Consider the following 19109-nt stretch of genomic DNA (forward strand, 5'->3'; position numbering starts at 1 on the left):
ACATCCTTATTAGGTTTTCGCCTCTGACTTAACAATCAGTACTCAATGCGATCTTGATTTATAAACTAATGGTGGTACCTTCACACCACCCAGAGAGTTTCCAGTCTAGTTTGTACGAAGACGATCCTGCATGTGCGCCTATACCGACTATCGTGACACCCTCTTTGGTCACAATAAAGAAAACGGTACATCCATCAGTACGCCCATTTTTGCCATGAGAAATGTGGAAGACAGTGTGACCGTTATACCGAAAACGTGTTCCTCCACCGCTCGTCGTGCCATTGTGGCTCACAATACCTCGAGCAACTTGCGCGGCATTGCTGGCCGCCATACCATGATTTTCATGCTCTAAAATCCACTGTGTTAAAAGTACATCACTGATGTTTCCAGTCCAGACACCATCGGTTCCGCCCGTTCTTTGAGAAGCCGCTTGGGTTTTAATGACTTTCGCTAAGGCTTTGGTCGCAATGCGAGTGATGTAGTCTTTTATTTGTTGAACCGACTCTTTTGCGATCCCATCAGATTTATTAAGAACACTGGCTTGAACTTCTCGCAGCTTATCCATTATTTTTTGCAGTGCTTCAAAGTCTTCATCCGTGAGTGCGCCGCTGTACATCATGGTCTGAACCAAGTGAATATAGTATTCCACCGTACCCAGAGCATCTTGTGCATTATGTTGTCTTTGTCGGATACGTTCTTTTTCTGCAAGTCTTTCTAGTCTACGTCTTTCTTTGCGTAAACGCTCTCTCTCTGCAACCACTGGATCTACCGTGTTTTCTTCAACGGGTGGATTCACGACAGAATCTTCTTCAACGGTGGTTTTAGCTGACGTTTGCTCATCAACAACCACCTTAGGCTCCGAGTCCACAGTGCTTTGTTCTGGCTCAACCGTTTTGGGCTGAGTGTCCTTAACAACACTGGACTCTTCTTCCACAACCGATGGCTCAGAGCTCACAACCACAGGTTTTGCTTGTTGTTCGTTAGTTTCGGAGTCGACTTGAACCTCTGGCTCTACTTCTTCGGTTTTGTTTTGTTGCTGTCTCTTGTCGTAGGCTTCAAGAAACAATCGACGACGAGTTTCTACATCGGGAGTTTCTACTTGCGTTGTGGTGTCTTCGGAAGTCTTTGGTGTTTGCTCTGTTTTCGCTTTAGCAGTAAGACCTGACTTTGGTACCTCATCTTCTAAAGTAACGGTTTGCGAAGGACTCGGATCGGGATCTTGAAAGCCAGTATTGGTGCCAGAGCTTTTTGTTTTTGGTTGCTCCAATTCGCTCGGGCTTTTGGTGATTGTCATAGTGGCAGTTTGCGGCCCTTGATTCATGGTAGAGCCAGAAGGCCCCGGCTTAGAACTCGAGTGCCCGTGAACAGAGGTATCCTCTTGTGGCAGAATATCTTTTAGAGTCTTGATATTCGGTGAGACTTTCGGCAACGAGGGCTTCTTCGAACGTTCTTCTTTTGTTGGCGGGTTAGTCGGAGGGTACATAGTAAACCCATCAAAGCGCACTGCTCTTCCTGTCGACGGACTTCTCGATGCTCCAGTGGACTCATTAAGCTTTTTTCCACTCGGTACAAAGATCGTGTAACCGTTACGTCGAACTACTCGTTTATTAGATGTGCTCGATTGAGAATCATCGGATTCTTTTAAAGTTTTGCCTTTGGGAACATAAACAGTATAACCATTACGACGAACCACTCGGGGGTGCGCTTCACCTAAAGTCAGTCGGTTTTCCGTTCCTTCATAATCATCTACCCGCTCATAGGTATAAAGCATACCTTGAGCAAACGCAGGCCCTGACATGCCAGGCTCCTGATGATTGGAAATATTAACGGGCGAAACACTGGGCCCAATATCATCAGAGCGGAACCACTGTTCTGTACGACGAAGATAAGAAACATAATGTGAACTTCGGTGAACAACAAAACCTCGCAATCGATAACGAGGACCAACACGGCCATCTTGAGTAATCGAACGTGGAATCGTAAATGCACCCGGCATATCTATGCGACTGTGTCGTGACTCTCGCACAACATGAATGGTCAACACGGCAGGAAAATTAGAACCACGGCGAGAAACCTGATGAGGGTCATTAACTTCGGGGTCGCGCATGGCGTAGCTATTAAAGTAGTTTACTAAACCTTGCTCTAAGGTTCGATTTCCTCGAGTCCCTAGTTGTAAAACATTTTCATTTTCGTTATCAACTCTATCTTCTTGTTCATCATCATAAACACGATGCGTTCTTGTTCGAGTAGAAAAATCGGAAGGATCGGCAGGCATCACTAAAGGTAACATTCCCATAAGCACTCGAGCCGCATCCTGCTGTTGCTCAATCAGAGGAATGTCTTCTTCAACGCTTTGCAATAATCCTAATTGAGCCAACAACCGCAATAGCCCGGTCACCTGCTCACCACTTAATGTATTTCCTCCGTGAATTAACAATACCAACGGAGATACGACATCCTGTAATCTGCGGCCGTTTGAATCTGCTCCCAAAACATTTCGGGCAGGATCAAAAAGTCGACGATAGTTCGTTGAGTTTGCAATCAAGTTGAGAATAGACGCTGCATAACAACTGTTTGTCACATGAGTGACTTCTCCTGGCGCATCTGGATGTTCAGAATTGGGTGAATAAAGGCGCAATACTAATTTAGGTTTATCACCTATTTCCTTGGGCGGTGTTTCTGATTCACTTTCATTGGTTTTGCTTGATTCGTCTTCGCTCTCAGATTTCTTACTGCTGGATGATGAAGAGCGATAATATCGAATCAACAAAGGTGCAGCCCAAGCCGCCCCCGCTGCAAGCCCTTGAACCAGAATTCTAGGAAGCGTGTAATAAATCCCCATAGCAATAGCGGAGCCCACGCCTAAAACCGTCATAATCATTTCGATAATATCGCCATGCTCTGCCTGAATAACGGCCTTGCCCTTGAGCTGTTTTGTCTCTCCATGTCCCTGGCTATTGGATAAACTTGCTGCTGAGTCATCCGCAATGCCCTGCTTGCCCAGCTGCATCGCCTTGGCACCCATCACATCAGCTTCGTGTTCTAACTGTGGATCATCATTTATAGAGAGCCCTTTCGCTTGAACCGTTGGTTTTACACGCCCCTGCATTTGTTGAACCACATGCCATCCTTCATGAGGCAAATGCTTCTCTTCTCCTGGAGATACATTGATGGTGTTGCCCTCGGCATAGGCTTTCGCGTCGATCTTGGCAGGCTCGGATGAGTTATAGTTCACTTGTACACCCGATAAATTAACCCCACCCAGATGTTCCAGGCCAGCTTTTAACTGAAGTGGTAAATTTGTTACAGAGCTGCTTTTGAGGTCAGCAGGCTGAGCGCCAGTCGTGGGATCTGGCATATTAGAGACATATTGATCGGCCATGCTTTGCAGTTTATTCTGCCTGACCGCTTGCGAGCGGTTATCCTTGAGGGTCTCAGTCGCACGACTTGAACTTTGTTTTTTCTGCTCGAGTTTGGGGGCTGACTTTTCCTGTGACTCGTACATAAAACGATTCATCCCTATTCGAATAGTGGGAGCCTAAGTGTCTCAATATCTTATAGTTTAGGTTCCATAGCGACTAACCACCATCAGTGTCTCACAAAGAGATTTTAATCACTCCATAATTGTCCCTTTCTCATCTGCAATTCCAGTCCAAACCATTCCCTCACTTTGAGGTCGAGAAAGCGTGAAACCGAATTTCTCATACAATTCAGGAACATCTGCCATCAAGCACACATAAGAACCTTGTACCGCAGCACCCTTAATATAAGTCATCACGGATTCCATTATCTTTCGCCCAAGCCCTCTTCCTTGATGCTCTGGGTCAACGGCAATATCTACAATATCGAAGTTCAACGCACCATCGCCAACCACTCTACCCATGCCAACAGGTTTGTTATCAAAAAGAACTTGAACACAATACAGACTGTTAGGCAGGGCTTTTTCGGCAGCCTCTCTCGGTCGTGGGCTTAAACCTGAAATTTCTCGTAAACGTAAGAAGTTATCTGCGTCGATGATCTTTTCGATTATTTGATATTCCGCCAATACTTTCTCTCTTATAAATTTGTGTGCGCAACCAATTAGTATTTTCTCGGAAACCCAAGTCAAATACCAGACACCCAGCAACTCTTCATCAGACACCCCGTAATTCTTCATCAGACACCCCGTAATTCTTCATCAGACAGTCCGCAATTCTTTATCAGACAGTCCGCAATTCTTTATCAGACAGTCCGCAATTCTTTATCAGACAGTCCGCAATTCTTTATCAGACAGTCCGCAATTCTTTATCAGACAGTCCGCAATTCTTTATCAGACAGTCTGTCGATTTTGTTCGAATGGCGGAGCAAACAACGTATTTTTGATACAATCTAGAATTTAGATAGGACTTTTAATTTTCATTATTAATTAAATACTTACAAGTCAATTTTAATGTTATTTATAAAACACCGAAAAAATAAGTGTTGACTTATATAAGTAATCAACTATATTAAAATTATGGATAAATTTACAGCACTTTCAGATCCCAATCGACGCAAGATACTGGAGCTATTGAGCCAGGAAGCTTTTTCGGCTGGAGAGTTGGTTGAGCGATTTGCTATCAGCCAACCTGCTGTCTCTCAACATTTAAAAGTGCTGAAGCAAGCCGAGTTGGTGACTTGCGAGAAACGGGCACAAAAACGCATTTATCGTTTGAGTTCATCGGGTCTTGATGAAGTTGAACAATGGGTTCAGCAAGTTCGCAACTTCTGGAATTCGAGCCTGGATGCACTGGAATATGAATTGGCACAATCTGATGACGAGGAGTCTTCACCATGAATCGTTATGGAACACTGATCGATGACAACACGCTTGAGTTTCGCCGTTTACTTCCTGGCCCAATAGAGCGAGTCTGGTCTTTTATCGTTGACCCCGAAAAACGAGCCAGATGGCTTGCCGGAGGCGAGACTGATCCCAAAGTGGGCGGAACCATGGAGCTGAATTTTAAGAATTCGGAGCTGTCTCCCAAACAAGATGAAGCGCCAGGAGAATCTTGCAAAGACATGCCTGATTGTGTACCCACAAAAGGCGTTATCACACAGTTTAACCCTCCTCATCTTTTTGGCTTTACCTGGTTGGGAGAAAAAGCGGACACCGAGGTACGCATTTCACTTGAACAACAAGGTGAGAAAGTCTTACTGACTTTAATTCACAGTCGACTGGTTATTCAGGATGAGCGCTTGGGCATTATGGCGGGATGGCATACGCACCTTAACATCTTCGAAGACGTTCTTGGGGATCAGATTCCAGAAGGGTTCTGGAAGCAGCACAATGCATTAGAAAAAGAATATGAAGCAATGCTTTAAACCATTGCAAAACCCCTCCTCGCCTATTGGCAAGAAGGGGTTAATCATTTATTGACGCGTTTCGGCGGTGACAGCCGTCGGTGAGCTGGGTATTTGTTCAAACTTTACTTTGATGACTAAATAAGAACCGTCATCAATGTTTAGGCCATCGGCTTCGGGATCGATGGTATAAGGCAACTCAACACGATGAGTCACATCCTTACTGCGATCATTCCATACGCCATAAGTGATGCTCGCCATTTGCTTAGGCGCTGATAAATGCAGCTTTTTGCCATCACGTTTATCAACTTCCCATTGGAAAAATATCACTGGCGCTTTGTCAGCTTTGCCAATCGATAACTCATCTTGTGTCAAACCGTAACCACTTTTAGTTCCTGACGTGTAGCTGATCACAGAACCATTGCCCTGCCAAATCGCACCGTCCACTTCTAACGGCTTGGCTTTTTGACTGCTAACGTTTGATGCAGCTTGGGTCGTTGCTTTCACTTCCAGGGTTTGTGCAGTAGTAGATGTATCGCTATCAATCACTGCAATCACAAAATATTCGCCATGAATGTCACTGAAATTATCTTTTGCAGGATCAAGTACAAAAGGCAAAGTCACATTTTTATAAACGCGATCACGAGACCGGTCATTCCATACACCATACTGAATCGACACGGTTTTATTCGAACCTGACTCAATTAACAAACGAGTACCATCGGTCTGGTCGACTTCCCACTGAATAAAGCTAGTGACGGCTTTTTGGTGAGCAGGAATATAGAGCTCATCTTGAGTAAGACCATATCCAGTCATATCTCCCGACGTTTTCGAAATCACAGAGCCGTTGCCCACCCAGGTGAAAGTTTCGTTTTGCTGTTGCGCTTGTTTGATTTCCAGACCACGGCCTTCATAAGGCTCTAGCCCTCTAAAGATCATGGGTAAACGATTCCAACGACGACCAGAAGGATCTTGCAGCTGGTTTACATCATAGTAACCATTACCGTATCCGCCCCATCCCCAGTTGACATGAACTTTGCCATCATCACGATAGCCGTCGATAACAAAAGAGTGTCCCGCATTGGCTGACTGTTGCAAGCCGTTATAAAGAACGGGTCTGCCAGCATCCAGCTCCGCACGAATCACATCGGCCCATTCTTCGTCAGAATAGTTGAATGCCTCTTTCGAAATGATCGACATTTTGCGGCGAGATTTGGCGTTAAACCCCCACTGATAACGGAACGCATTTTCGATCTGCTTACCCGTCGCCGATGTTCCCTGATCGCCACCAAATTGGGCGTTAAGCGTCACCCCAACGTGATAGATAAATTCAGCAGAACCTTTAACCGCTGCCGTGGCATCTTGATCAGTCAGGCCCATGCTTTGCCAGTCGTAGCTAAATTGCGTGAGATCGAGGCTTAACTCACGACCATCGATATGAGGACCAACCACATCATCATGCTCTAACACATAAGACACCGTCGAGCTCGCCTGCTTCTGATGCTGAAAATAGTAGAGAATCTGTGCGGTAGAAATGGTCGTACACCCAGGATAAGTTGGATTACCGTTTTGTTTGGGTGTCTGCGATTGCCATACGTCACTTTGACCCCATTGGGTTTTTAACAAAGGCTCAACAGCCGCCTGGCTAGAAATAGAAACTCCGCTGATCAATAGTCCGGCGAGACTTACCTTGATCATGGAAAAAACAGAAGATTGGCGCATTAGATTTCCTTAATCTCTACAACGAAAAACGCGCGCATCATAGTCGAAGTGCAACAAGATTCCCTGAAAATAGCCTGATTACTCGCTGATTTTACCCAAATTGTTGGAAAATCAATCCATTAGTGGTATCAGTTTTTATTTTTTGTCTGATCAATTTGCAGCAACAATTGCTGGTGCTGACGCTTGTTATTGGCCAACTGTTCCAACAGTGTGGAGTATTTTGGCAAGCTTCTGAGACGTTGCAAATGAGGGTCTTTCGCCAACCATTTTTGATGAACCCTGTCTTGCTCGATCAATCGCGCCAGTAAGTTAGTTGAAGATAACTGCACTTGCCCTTCGAAATAAGACGCCATCAATAATTGGTTAACCGTGGGCGTCAACAATTGAGTCTGATTCAACTCCGCAGTGTCTTCTGGCCATAATTCCATTGATAAAGCATGACCTTTTTGATTCGCTTCAATCAGTTGGATACGCAACAAAGCGTAATCGGCTTTCCACGATGATTTTAACGCCGCCAGTTTTCGATAATACTCCAGAGCTTTGGCTACCTCGCCATTAAACAGAAAACTATCGGCAGCCAGCAACACCGCGGGCGTGTAATAAGGTGCCATTCGCAAAAGATTCTGAGCTGCGTCAGCAGCGCCCTTATAGTCGCCCTGATCAAACAAAAACTGCCCCTGCCCTTGCGCCACCATCAGATTATCAGGGTGATGCAGCAACAGTTGCCGGAATAAAGGCTCCGCTCGTTCAAAATCGCCAGCACCCGCTAAAATATTCGCTTTGAGCAGATGACCAAACACCTCAAGAGGATCAAGAGTAATGACTTGATTCACCAACTCATAAGCACTGGCGTAGTCGCCACTTTCCCAATGCAGGACCGCCTTGTTTAACATGGCATCCGCATAATTGGGATTCAGCTCGATGGCTTTTTGATAAGCTTCTATAGATTCTGGGTATCGACCTTGAGTGTCTAGAGCAAACCCTTTGGCTTTGTAGGCTTCGGCCAGATCACTCTGCAAATTTACGGCGGCTTCTGCCAGCCGTAAGGCTTCTTCCGAATCAGCCCAGCTGCCTTCATACTGCTGGACCTTTTGCGACAAAGTATCAGACAGTCCGCATAAGGCCAGGGTAAAAGCAGGCGACTGCGCCAAACTTTGGCGAAACAGTTTTTCGGCCATCTGGTTATCCAGCCGATTGTAGCGCAAGTAATGTTTGCGCCCTTTCAAATAAAGACTGTAGGCATCCTGATAGGTCGACTGCTGCGGATGTCTTGGGTGATAATCATGAGCAAAAGGCGCGCTGATAGCGCTTAATAGTTGATCAGAAAAACCCGCCAACTCATGAGTGGGTAAATCAAATTTCTTACGCCACAACACACTTTCATCTTGGGTATTCAGTAGGCGTAAGCTTATTAAGAATCGCTCTCCTTGATTGCTGACGTCTCCCATCAGCAATGCGTCAACATTCAATTCTTGCGCAATATCATTGAGTTTTTTGGGCTGCTGTTGGTAACCCGCGACAGACGCATAAGCGATAACCTGAAGATTCTTATTTTGTGACAACCCTTGAATCAATTGCTCTGTTAACCCTTCGCCAAGACCTTCAAACTGTTGCAAGGGGTCCTCTTGCACAATGGGCAATACAGCCAAACGCTTAATGCTGAGTGGTAAAGTCGTCTCTTGAATCGGCTGTTCGGTGTGACTTGTGTTAGTGCTCATCCATTGAACGCCCAATACCAATAGAACACCCAGCGACAACGCCACAGTCAAAGTGGCAATCAGGTTATTTTTCTTACCAGCATGAGTCGCTTGCGCTCGTGGTGAGGATGCTTGTTCTGCTGATATCGGCTCAGGAGGTAACGGTGTTGATGATAAATCAGAGGTTTCAACGGATTCTTCCGGCAGGCTCGCCAACCAAACGGGCTCAATCAAAAGCCGATAGCCTTTTCCTCGAGCAGTGCCAATATAAGTCGCGTTTTGACTGTCGTCTTGCAGCAGCTTCCGCAGCATGCGGATTCTCTGTTGCAGATTTTCGTCCGAAACCACCTTTTGGCCCCAAACCGATTTAATGAGTTCATCGGCAGAGACAACAACACCAGGAGACTGAGCCAGAGCCATTAATAACTTAAAACTGAGAACAGGGATATCCAGCCACTGGTCATCCTGTTTGAGCAACATTTGCTGACAATCAATAAACCAATCGCCTAATTGTAGATACTGGTGACTCGATACAGACAAAACATAGAAAATCGTGGTGGCAGAGAGCTTTCAATATAGAGGATTAACTCAACGAGAGAAAGGTAAAAAATAGAGTTTTTTGCGGATATAACCCCACATAAAGCACGGTTAAATAGGAACTCTTCAAGCCGCCTGTAGTTAAAACAACAGGCGGCGTCTTGATTTGTATGATTAAGAGCCAGACTAATGTTTGCTGACATTCACCTGATAAGCTTCCGTTGAACTCACACCTTCATAGCGATAAAGCAACAGGTAGAGTTTCTTGGTCTTGTATCGATTAGGGTTAAAGTAACGAATCGATTCCTGATTACCGATGTTATCGGAGTGCTCCAACAGGCTCCCACCTTCACTGTATAAGTACATATCATAGTCTTGCGAGCCTTGCGGGCCACTCATGTCTAAAGCTAATGTTTGCTGAGCGGGTAATTCGATGGTGTACCAATCAAAATCATCTTGTGTCGATTCAAAGAAACCCATCACTAACGAAACATGAGACTCAATAACGTTCGCTGCTTGATAAGTGTTATTGGATTCAATCTCTGTAAATGACGACTCTGATGTCGGCGGATTATCGGTACCCGATATATCATCGTCTACATGACTCACCATGGGTAATCCTGCCAAATCTGCCTCTGTTACCACAGCGGGTTGAGCAAGCGTATCAATAGCAGAACCATCGGTGGTGATTTGATATTGTTCGCCATCACTGGTGATGGTGATGTCTCCTACTACATAGCCACTTTGATTGGTCCGATAATCACTCAGTTTGCCTTCGTCAGTTTGCAGTACCAACACATCATTAGCTAACAGAACGTGATCAATGGTTTCGGTGTTTGGCAATCCATGACCTTGATTCGGCCCCACAGATACGATCGCCACTTCGGGTTTAATCAGTTCAACAAAACGCGCATTGCTGCTGGTTTTTGAACCGTGATGACCCACATGCAAAATGTCCATTCCTCCTGATGAGAGCGATGATGAAGGTTGATCACTGATCAACATAGCGGTTGCGACTGGCGTTTCATAATCATGCTGTCCATTGTGTTCATGGCCACCCAAGTCACCCGATAGAATGTAGTCAAAACCTTTGTATTTAATTAATAATACGATGGACGAGTCATTAATGTGTTTTGACATCGGATATTGATACGCTGAATCTTGAGCTTGTAAGGTGTTGATCACCTGCTGCTGGTGAATGAGCTCACCGCCAACATAAATAACCGTTGCCGTTGCGCCGTCGCCAAGCGAAATTATCTGACCCGGTGTCATGGCTTGTGGCTCAGGCACCTGCGCCGTATCGTAGGATGCGAACCAGTTTTGCATAAACACACGCTGGCTATTCTCTTCGGCACCCGAATAAAAACTCTGCTTTGGTCTAAATGCCTTCACAACATCTGCCGCACCACCGCCATGATCGGCGTGGTTATGGCTTAAAACAAAGTAATCCAGTTGCTTAATACCACGAGATTCAAGAAAACCTTTTACTCGCTCGCGCTTGCTGCGAAGACCGGCATCAAATAATAAACTGGTACCATCAGGCCCCTCGACCAATACGGACTGACCCCATCCAACATTAATACTGTGTACTTTCAGCTCTCCCGCCTCGCTTGTTACGGCCCCTAGTATAAGCAAGATCATCATCAACTTTTTCATTGTTCTTATTTCCTGTTATCGCCTTATCGAAGCTCGAACCTAGCAATAACAGGGTTCAGAACCCTGAAATTCACCTGAAAAATGCCTTAATTTGAGATATTTTGTGCGCAATCCTTAATAAAAAGCCCAAATACGCCAGTAGACACACTCAGACAAGGACACTGAAAATCCTATAAAAAGTAAGTAAAAAGAGACGAGTTTATTAATTTTAAAACCCTGCTCGAAGAAAGGTTTCATTCATTACTCCCAAAATTTATTCACAACTTGAGCACTTGTTAGCAAAAACTTTTTAGTTCGTTATCTAAGTTTGAAGACACTGCATTGGAGAAAAATTAAAAGAGACTGAAGGCAAATTTGAACAAGCCCACATAAAAACGACGTTTTTTTATTGACTGTTTTCAGACAATCGGTAGACGTGCAGAGTTATCTCAATTTCACAAAAAACTCATGCTGATCTACTTATTTAATTATCGCAAAGAAAGTATGGATATTTTTCTTTTATTTCGTTTATTCTGCTGGTGAGTTTTATCAGGAAGTCAATTTATTTAGGAGATATATCATGAAAAAAGTACTCTTTTTTGCACCCGCTTTATCTTTATTACTCTCTGCACTAGGTTCTGTTTCTGCCACAGCAGCGGATCATAAATTTAAGATTTGCGATCTACAATCTCATACAGGTTCTAATAGCGCTTATATGAAACCTTGTAATGGTTGGACATCGAAAAACAGCTGCCCAGGCAATGGCTGGTTAACGTGGGATATCAGTGTTGGACAAGGAAAATCCATGTACGCTACCGCACTCACTGCTCTATCAACCGATAAGTCGGTTACCGTTCGTTTAGACGGTTCCAGTTGTAATCACTACGACAAAACCAGCATGGTACGAATGAGTCATAACTAGCTCTAAGTCATCAATTAAAGGAGTTAGTTTATGAGAAAAATACTATTAAGCTCACTACTGATTGCCAGCATGAGTAGCTGGAGTAATGACAAGCCCCTTGATCTCTTCGAGAATATTGTTCAAGGCGTTAAGTCTGCTCCTTACTACTTGCAACAGGATCGCACAAAACAAGCAGTTGGTGTCACTCAGTTTGATCTCAGCAAGTTTGATTCGATCAGTGAAGACAGCCCACTTTCTGTTACTTCATTTACGCAGAATAATGTGTTTTTTATTAAACGCCTTGATCTGATTGACGAACAACGCAAAACGCTGGTTGCCTATTCCAAAGACGAAGTGGAATCCATATCGTTAGCTATTAACGGGAAACATCTGGTGGGCAACATTCGCAGCAAACAAGGTTTGTATCAACTTAAAACCTTAGAAGATGGCAAAGTCTGGATATTTAAAGTTGACGATTCCAGTTTGCGAGATCATGCTGATGAATATATAGAAGAAGCCATTAAACCCTACGAAAACGCGGCAGAAAATGAACTCGATCCGCAAAACCCTGTTGATCGAAAAAATACCGACTCTGGCGATGAGTATACAGTCATTGTTGCCTATACCGCTGGCTTTAGTAATGTAGCGGGTAATATTCAAGCCTATATGGATTTGTTGGAAACCGAAACCAACGACTCCTATGCAAATAGCCAGGTTAATACTCGAGTCAACATTGTCCATCACTATCAAACAGGATATGCCGATAGCGGTGACTTTTACACGGATCGAACCTACTTCCGTAATCAATCCAATACTCATGCACAAGAGCTGAATAACTTACGCGATACACACAATGCCGATCTTATGATTGTGTTAACGGGTAACGGTTATAGTTTTTGTGGTATCGCCAATGAGATTGGTGCCAATGCAGACGGTGCTTTTGGTTTTGCGCGCGAGTCCTGCGCAACAGGTTACTACAGTTTTGGCCATGAAATTGGTCACCTGTTTGGTGCTCGACATATTCGCCACACCGATCCCAGTACCACACCTTTTGCCTATGGGCATGGTTACTGTAATGTAACGGCAAACACTTGGCGCACGGTCATGGCTTATGGTTGTCCTTCAGGCACTGGTGGGCCTCGAATACAACAATGGTCAAATCCTAATGTGCAAGTTAATAATCAAGTAACAGGAACCGCTGCTCATGAAGACAACGCCCGGGTACTCAACACTCGAGCGCATGAAGTGGCAAACTTTCGAGTAAGCCAACAGAGCGATAATCTGGCCTGGCTAGTTCCCATTGTCACTTATATTATTAATGGATAGAGCCTAATAGATAGAGTGTTTCTTTTTGAAGCACTCTACTCTTTTGCAACACAAGCTCCCGACTCTATTTCCTCCGACGGTCATTCTCTTTCTGCACGCCTTATATTAAAGTCACTATGACTTAGCCGTTTTCATAGCAAACTTTTTTGCAACTTCTTTTTTGAAACCCTTAAGGTAAAAGTAAGGTTTATTGTGTGCCTTCACCGAAAAGCCAGGATCCTGCATAACTAAGGTAAAAAGGCCAAAGAAAAAAGACACAAAAATCATAATGGAACAAAAGCTTCTTAAAGACCCTTCCACTACAAAGGCCAATGCGATAAATCCGATAAAGCTTATCCAGGTAGCAATATTTAATTTCGACCAGAATGTTTTCTTTTGATGGCAACTTTGGCAGCGCTGAAACTCAACTTTTATTGATTTAAGGCTGACGACGTAAGCTATGAGCAGCACAATAGGCCCCAGAATTATCCAAAGCAGAGTTGCTGGATGAACATAGTTAAGTTTTTTGTGAACACAAACCAAATCACTTTCACCACCACAAGAAACACAGACGCTTGGTAGTTTTGCTGGATCTTGAATTTTGTAGTTATAACCGTCCCACTCCAAAGCATTAACGGCCTGGGTATTCGACTTAGGTGTTTCGTAAACAGATTGACTCATAAAAAATATCCCTTAAATTAATATCTAATACTGATTCTTCAGTCATTGCCTCGCAAAAATACATGCTCTAATTAACACACTTTTTTACGAGACTTTGTTATCCGTCAGATAGCATCTCGCATGCCCATTTACAGATAACTCAAGGGCGCAAATTATAGCGAGCTTATTCTTAAACACCAGCAAAACTGCCCTTCGATTTTATATAATATTCACTAGCCGCCAATGAGTGCTTTTTCGGTGACAATCCTGCTATAGACATCAATTAACTGGCCAGAAAGTAGCTAAAATTGACTATCCTCCACTTTAACTCACAGCTGTTAGCCTGACCCACTATTCCATTTATGACTTAACCTCTTGAAACTGATAGTTAAAATCACTGTTCATAGCTGCTTACACTGTAAATACAAACATCATACAGGCGGCTTTAATATCCTTGACTATACTGTGTATAGCTATTAAAAATTTTAACAATACAATCTCTTATTTATGCTTAATAATCGTAGAGTTGTTCTTCTTATTGGATATGTCTATTTTTGTCACTTTCCTGTGATTGCTCATTCAGCTCCAGAAGATGATGATTTAATGAATTACACGCTTGAGCAATTGCTTCACGTAAGAGTGACAGGAGCAGCCGTTCGAGAACTAGGACTCAAGCAAACACCACAAACAGGTAACCCAGCCCAATTAAAGTTATTGGACTTACCTATGTCTGTCGACATTATCGACAGCCAGACAACTCGAGCCAGGGGACTAAAAAGTGTTACCGAAGCGGCCGAAAATCTGGTCGGCGTTATATCAGGAGAATCTCCGGCAGAGCCCTCTAGCTTCTCGATGAGAGGATTCAGTCGTGACTCGGTCATTATTCTAAGGGACGGAATAAGAACTGGGCCCGCATCTATGACCATGCGACCTCAAAATACCTTCAACTTAAAACAGGTTGAAGTCATTAAAGGCCCTTCAACGCTAAATTATGGTTCGGCAACTGCTTCAGGTGTGATCAATATGATCACAAAAAAACCCGTTATCAACGATGGAACAACCGTCGAATTTTTTGGTTCAAATGCGACCTTTTCTACCAGCGAATGGGGCTTTGGTGTTAATAGCGGTATAAGCAACTCCTCCGCCATCCGCATCGATCTCAATCAATCTCTTTCTAATGGCTGGGTCGATGATACAGAGTCCAGCTCTATTAATCTGACGGCGTCTGCACTCAAGCAATTTAACAATGACCTTACCATGGAATTAAGTTTCGATTATCTGAAAGATGATCTACCCGCCTACTGGGGAACACCTTTAGTACCCGCCAGCTTTGCTCGTTCGCCTCTGTCTGGCATCGTCACTACAGATGACGGTCGAGTGTTAGATGACGCTATGCGAATCAATAACTACAACGTTGACGATCAAAGTTCTGAGTCGGAGCATCTTTGGAGTCGATTAATGACTCGCTGGGCACCTTCTAAGGATTTTGAACTTAAATTGAACCTTTATCACTTTCATGCCAGCCGTGCCTGGAAAAATGCCGAAAGCTATGTTTTTAATGAGACGACGGAGTTACTTGATCGCGATCGCTTCTTTGTCTTTCATCATCACGATCTTTACGGCTTTCAATTGGATGGGCACTGGCAAAGTACCTTAGGCGATATGCCAAATCATTTGCACCTGGGTATCGATTACAATAAAACGGACTTTGTGCGGGACAGAGGTTTTCCTGATGGCGACAGTGTTGATCCTTTTAATCCTTCGGCAGGACTATTTGGGCCACTCGATAAACGCAGCAGCCCAACAAAAATTGATGTCAAAGCACTTATCTTACAAAATTCTCTTTCGCTCACAGAACGTTGGCGGCTGGACTTGGGTGTGAGAGACGAATCCATTCAGCTCACCAGAGATAACTTTGATGTTGATGGCTCATTTATTACCGAAGACAGTTTTGCTCGCACTTTTAAACCCACATCTTATCGATTGGCTTCAAGTTATAAACTGCAAGACAATTTGTCAGTATACGCTCAGTGGAGCACCGGCCACGATCCGGTTGGCTCAAACATATTGCTAGTCAACGCTAACGAAAACTTTGACTTCACCGATATTCGTCAATATGAAGTGGGTCTCAAATACTTTTCTCCAGACGGAAAAATAGAATTAACCACAGCCCTTTATGATATTCAACGGAGTGATTTTTTATTATTAGTCACTCACGATACTGTGGGCAACTCGGGCCAACAAGACTCTCAAGGCATTGAGCTTGCTGTATCCAGCCAGTTAACAGACAATTTTAGATTGGGCGGCAACATTGCCTACACCGATGCAAAGTATGGAGAGTTTGTTGATCCTGATTTCGGGATTGATGCAACGAATAATACACCACCGAATGTTCCCGATATTGTTGCCAACTTATGGTTTAGCCATAATAATCCATGGCAGCTACCTGTTGAAGTGGGTGCGGGATTACGTTATGTAAGTGATCGCTTTTCTAATTTTCAGAACACGGTGACATTTAGGGAGTATTATCTAACGAACTTCTTTGTTGCCTACCAAAAAGACAAAGATACTCGTATTGCTCTCAATGTTAGAAATCTATTTGATGAACGCTACGCACCCTGGGCCGATATTTTTTACCCTAATCAGGTAGCGATCGGTGCACCGAGAACTCTGGAAGTCAGCTTTCATACTAAATTCTAATTATCACAATACACGCAACCCTTTTTGATCAATGACACTAGAAAAAAAATGTTGATTACCCCGTTCAAAAACCAGCTGCTCTGAATGATGCGTCTTAAAACCCAGATTTTTATAAAACTCATTTGCAGACTTCGTTCTTAAAGCAAACCGAGTCACCTCTTCTAACTGAGGTGCATTTAAAATAGCCTGTATTAACTGACTACCAATACCACGTAACTGCATATCGGGCGAAACCAACACATCCATAATGTAACCGACGGTTTGATAATCTGTTACTACGCGAGCAAATCCCACTTGTTCACCATGCCAGTAAGCACCCGCACAAAAAGAATGCTGAATGGTTTTTTCGACCGTTTGAAGGCTGCGTCCTCTGGCCCAATAGGACTTTTCACTTAAAAACTCATGAACAAATGCCAGGTTAAGTAAACTTTTATCAAAAGAAATGGTAATAGAGTTCATAACAATATCGAAATAGAAAGCACCGCCCCATCAGGGCGATGCTTAGTGGTCAATACTACTTCCAGACACCCTTAAGGTTAACGCCGGAATAATCTTCGAAACCATTGATACTAATGTACCAAGTAGCGGCTTCAGGATTGTTAATCGTACAAGTTTCTGTGTTACCCGTTAAATAAGGACGACACTGATAACGGCTAGAGGTAGGTTTTGCACCTTTGCGGATAAAGAGATCAGCATCTCCCGTGCCTCCTGACATATTAACAACAAACGAAGACATGCCAGCAGGAATGGTCACACTAAAGTGCTTCCAGCTACCGCTAGTACCTGAAACATTTGAGCGATTAAACGAGCTACCACTGCCACCGCCGCTATCTTTACTGTAGGTTCCAGTTAAGCTGGCTCCAGAAAACGCAGAGTAACCTTTCACCATGACATGATAGATACCTGCTTTAACACTGCTGATGTTACAGGTTTCGTTGTTGCCGCTCAGATAAGGACGACAATCGTAGCTGGAACTTGAAGGTTTGCCTCCATGTTTAACATAGAGGTCAGCATCACCTGTACCGCCAGCCAGTTTAAAGTTAAGGCTGGTTGCATCCGCAGGCACTTCTAATGTGAAGAAAGTTTCTGCATTCGCAGCACCCGACAAACCGGTTTTAGCAACACCATTGGTCAGTTCGTTACCACCAGTGCCGCCGCCTCCACCGCCGCCACTACCAGAACCATCACAACCATCAGCAAGATAATCAAAAGCTGCCTTGGCACGTACGATACCGTAGCCATACTCATTATCTCTACCACTGCTACCTCGGTCTTCGGCGGTTTCGTTCAAAGCTTTACGAATTTGAGTCGCATTACAACTGGTGTAATGGCTCCATACTAATGCCGCTACGCCAGACACATGTGGCGTTGCCATTGATGTACCACTGATCGATTTGTAAGTTCCACCAGTCCAGGTTGATTGAGTATTAACGCCCGGTGCAGATAACTCTACCTGCGCATTGTACTGAGAAAAGCTGGCTCGATTCTTATTAGAATCAACAGCGCCCACTGATACCACTGAATCATAAGATGCAGGATAAGAAAGTGACGAGTTGCCGTCGTTTCCGGCCGCAGCAATGGATAACACACCAGCACTTAACGCACTGTCAAAAGCCTGTTTTTCTGCATTACTTGAGTTACTGCCACCCAAACTCATACTGATGACATTGGAGCCGGCATCACGACATTGTTTTATCGCTGCAACCAAATCAGAGCCATAAGCCCAATTGCCTGAGTTGTTAAATACTTTAACAATGTGTAAACCGAGCTTGCCACTTGGATTAACGCCAACAACCCCCTTACTGTTGCCGCCAACCGCTGCGATAGTACCTGCAACGTGAGTACCGTGGCCATTACCATCTTCGTACCAGTTTCCGGTATCGTTACCCGAACCATCGTTATCATTACCCGTCACACCATTTGAAATCAAATCTTCATGGTTGCGATCATATCCGGTATCAACGATACAGACTTTACGATTACCTGTCAGCGAATCACTCACCTGTTTCGCTTGCACCATGGTAATGCCGTAAGGCGTCGACTCAGCCGCCAAAGTTCTAATAGGATCTTCTTCGATAGAAACCGAAGGGTCCTGATTCAACGCCTCAAACTGTCGTTGCGTCATCATGACAGCTACCGACTTTTGCTCTGCCAAAACTCGCTTAACAGAACCCGCTTTGCGGCTTAAGAACTCACGCGCTAACGCCTTATTGAATTGAGCACTGCCATTGGCACTTTTGCTCATAAAGGTTTGCTCGTTATTAAAAGTCACAATATAACGCTTTTCTCCAAACTCCCCTTCAGTTTGATAAGCGTCATCTCCATAACTCATTTTGATATGATTTTGTCCAGACTTGCTATTCTCGGTTATCGCAGCGGATACCGATGTAGCAACGAGTGTCGCGACTAGTGCTGTAGATCGATTTATTTTCATAGTTATTCTCTTCTTGTTTTCTTGGTTATTAATTTAATCTAGAACTCCTACTACTATTGCGGATAAATACCCGCCCGAAAAAATGTATATACAACTCAAAAAGTAAACAACTAGATTCGCGTTATTTTTTGTATTTCCATTGATACAATATGGTTACTTGATGCTACATTTCTGATATAGAACTAAAAACTATGGA

The 19109-nt window shown here is 43.9% G+C and carries 13 protein-coding genes; 5 read left to right on the forward strand and 8 right to left on the reverse strand.

Translation table 11 applies throughout. The annotated features are described in order from the left end of the window. Positions 1-58 precede the first annotated feature (58 nt). Together NH399_RS03640 and NH399_RS03645 are read right to left on the reverse strand one after the other, a co-directional pair. Complete coding sequence (locus tag NH399_RS03640) at positions 59-3505, reverse strand: hypothetical protein (protein WP_253037072.1); 3447 nt, start codon at positions 3503-3505, stop codon at positions 59-61. A gap of 108 nt (positions 3506-3613) precedes the next feature. After that, positions 3614-4156, reverse strand: a complete 543-nt coding sequence (locus NH399_RS03645; RefSeq protein WP_253037073.1) for a GNAT family N-acetyltransferase — start codon at positions 4154-4156, stop codon at positions 3614-3616. 339 nt (positions 4157-4495) lie between these two features. Here NH399_RS03645 and NH399_RS03650 point away from each other — a divergent pair, with 339 nt between their 5' ends. Then, positions 4496-4816, forward strand: coding sequence for a metalloregulator ArsR/SmtB family transcription factor (locus tag NH399_RS03650; RefSeq protein ID WP_253037074.1), 321 nt, complete (start codon positions 4496-4498; stop codon positions 4814-4816). Next, on the forward strand, positions 4813-5343 hold the full coding sequence (locus NH399_RS03655) for an SRPBCC family protein (protein ID WP_253037075.1): 531 nt from the start codon (positions 4813-4815) through the stop codon (positions 5341-5343). Before NH399_RS03650 ends, NH399_RS03655 begins: the two co-directional genes overlap by 4 nt. A 48-nt stretch (positions 5344-5391) precedes the next feature. On the opposite strand, the gene NH399_RS03660 is transcribed toward NH399_RS03655, so the two are convergent. The 3 genes from NH399_RS03660 to NH399_RS03670 form a co-directional block, all read right to left on the reverse strand. After that, the gene (locus NH399_RS03660) at positions 5392-7044 is read right to left on the reverse strand and encodes a C10 family peptidase (protein ID WP_253037076.1); all 1653 of its coding nucleotides are present in this window, start codon (positions 7042-7044) and stop codon (positions 5392-5394) included. A 128-nt stretch (positions 7045-7172) separates the two neighbouring features. Next, complete coding sequence (locus NH399_RS03665; protein ID WP_253037077.1) at positions 7173-9281, reverse strand: FlgO family outer membrane protein; 2109 nt, start codon at positions 9279-9281, stop codon at positions 7173-7175. A 183-nt stretch (positions 9282-9464) separates the two neighbouring features. Continuing rightward, positions 9465-10934: an MBL fold metallo-hydrolase gene (locus tag NH399_RS03670; protein WP_253037078.1), complete on the reverse strand. Its 1470-nt coding sequence runs from the start codon at positions 10932-10934 to the stop codon at positions 9465-9467. 559 nt (positions 10935-11493) lie between these two features. Between NH399_RS03670 and NH399_RS03675 the strand changes: the two genes are divergently transcribed. Further along, positions 11494-11835, forward strand: coding sequence for a hypothetical protein (locus NH399_RS03675; RefSeq protein ID WP_253037079.1), 342 nt, complete (start codon positions 11494-11496; stop codon positions 11833-11835). Positions 11836-11865: 30 nt separating this feature from the next. Continuing rightward, positions 11866-13140 carry a M12 family metallo-peptidase gene (locus NH399_RS03680; RefSeq protein ID WP_253037080.1) on the forward strand — a complete coding sequence of 425 codons (1275 nt, stop codon included), beginning with the start codon at positions 11866-11868 and terminating at the stop codon, positions 13138-13140. 114 nt (positions 13141-13254) lie between these two features. Here the strand turns inward: NH399_RS03680 and NH399_RS03685 are convergent, their stop codons facing one another. Then, positions 13255-13800, reverse strand: a complete 546-nt coding sequence (locus NH399_RS03685; RefSeq protein WP_253037081.1) for a hypothetical protein — start codon at positions 13798-13800, stop codon at positions 13255-13257. Between the two features lie 486 nt (positions 13801-14286). On the opposite strand from NH399_RS03685, the gene NH399_RS03690 reads away from it, so the two are divergent. After that, entirely contained in the window at positions 14287-16479 is a 2193-nt protein-coding gene (locus NH399_RS03690; RefSeq protein WP_253037082.1) for a TonB-dependent siderophore receptor, read from the forward strand. Positions 16480-16482: 3 nt separating this feature from the next. Here NH399_RS03690 and NH399_RS03695 read toward each other — a convergent pair whose 3' ends face one another. Both NH399_RS03695 and NH399_RS03700 read right to left on the reverse strand, forming a co-directional pair. Beyond that, positions 16483-16938, reverse strand: coding sequence for a GNAT family N-acetyltransferase (locus NH399_RS03695; protein WP_253037083.1), 456 nt, complete (start codon positions 16936-16938; stop codon positions 16483-16485). 55 nt (positions 16939-16993) lie between these two features. Continuing rightward, a complete protein-coding gene (locus tag NH399_RS03700; protein WP_253037084.1) occupies positions 16994-18913 on the reverse strand; it encodes a S8 family serine peptidase in 1920 nt (639 codons plus the stop codon). Positions 18914-19109 lie beyond the last annotated feature (196 nt).

The organism is Pleionea sp. CnH1-48 (assembly GCF_024124665.1).
In the GTDB taxonomy this organism is placed as follows: Bacteria; Pseudomonadota; Gammaproteobacteria; order Enterobacterales; family Kangiellaceae; genus JAMXSB01.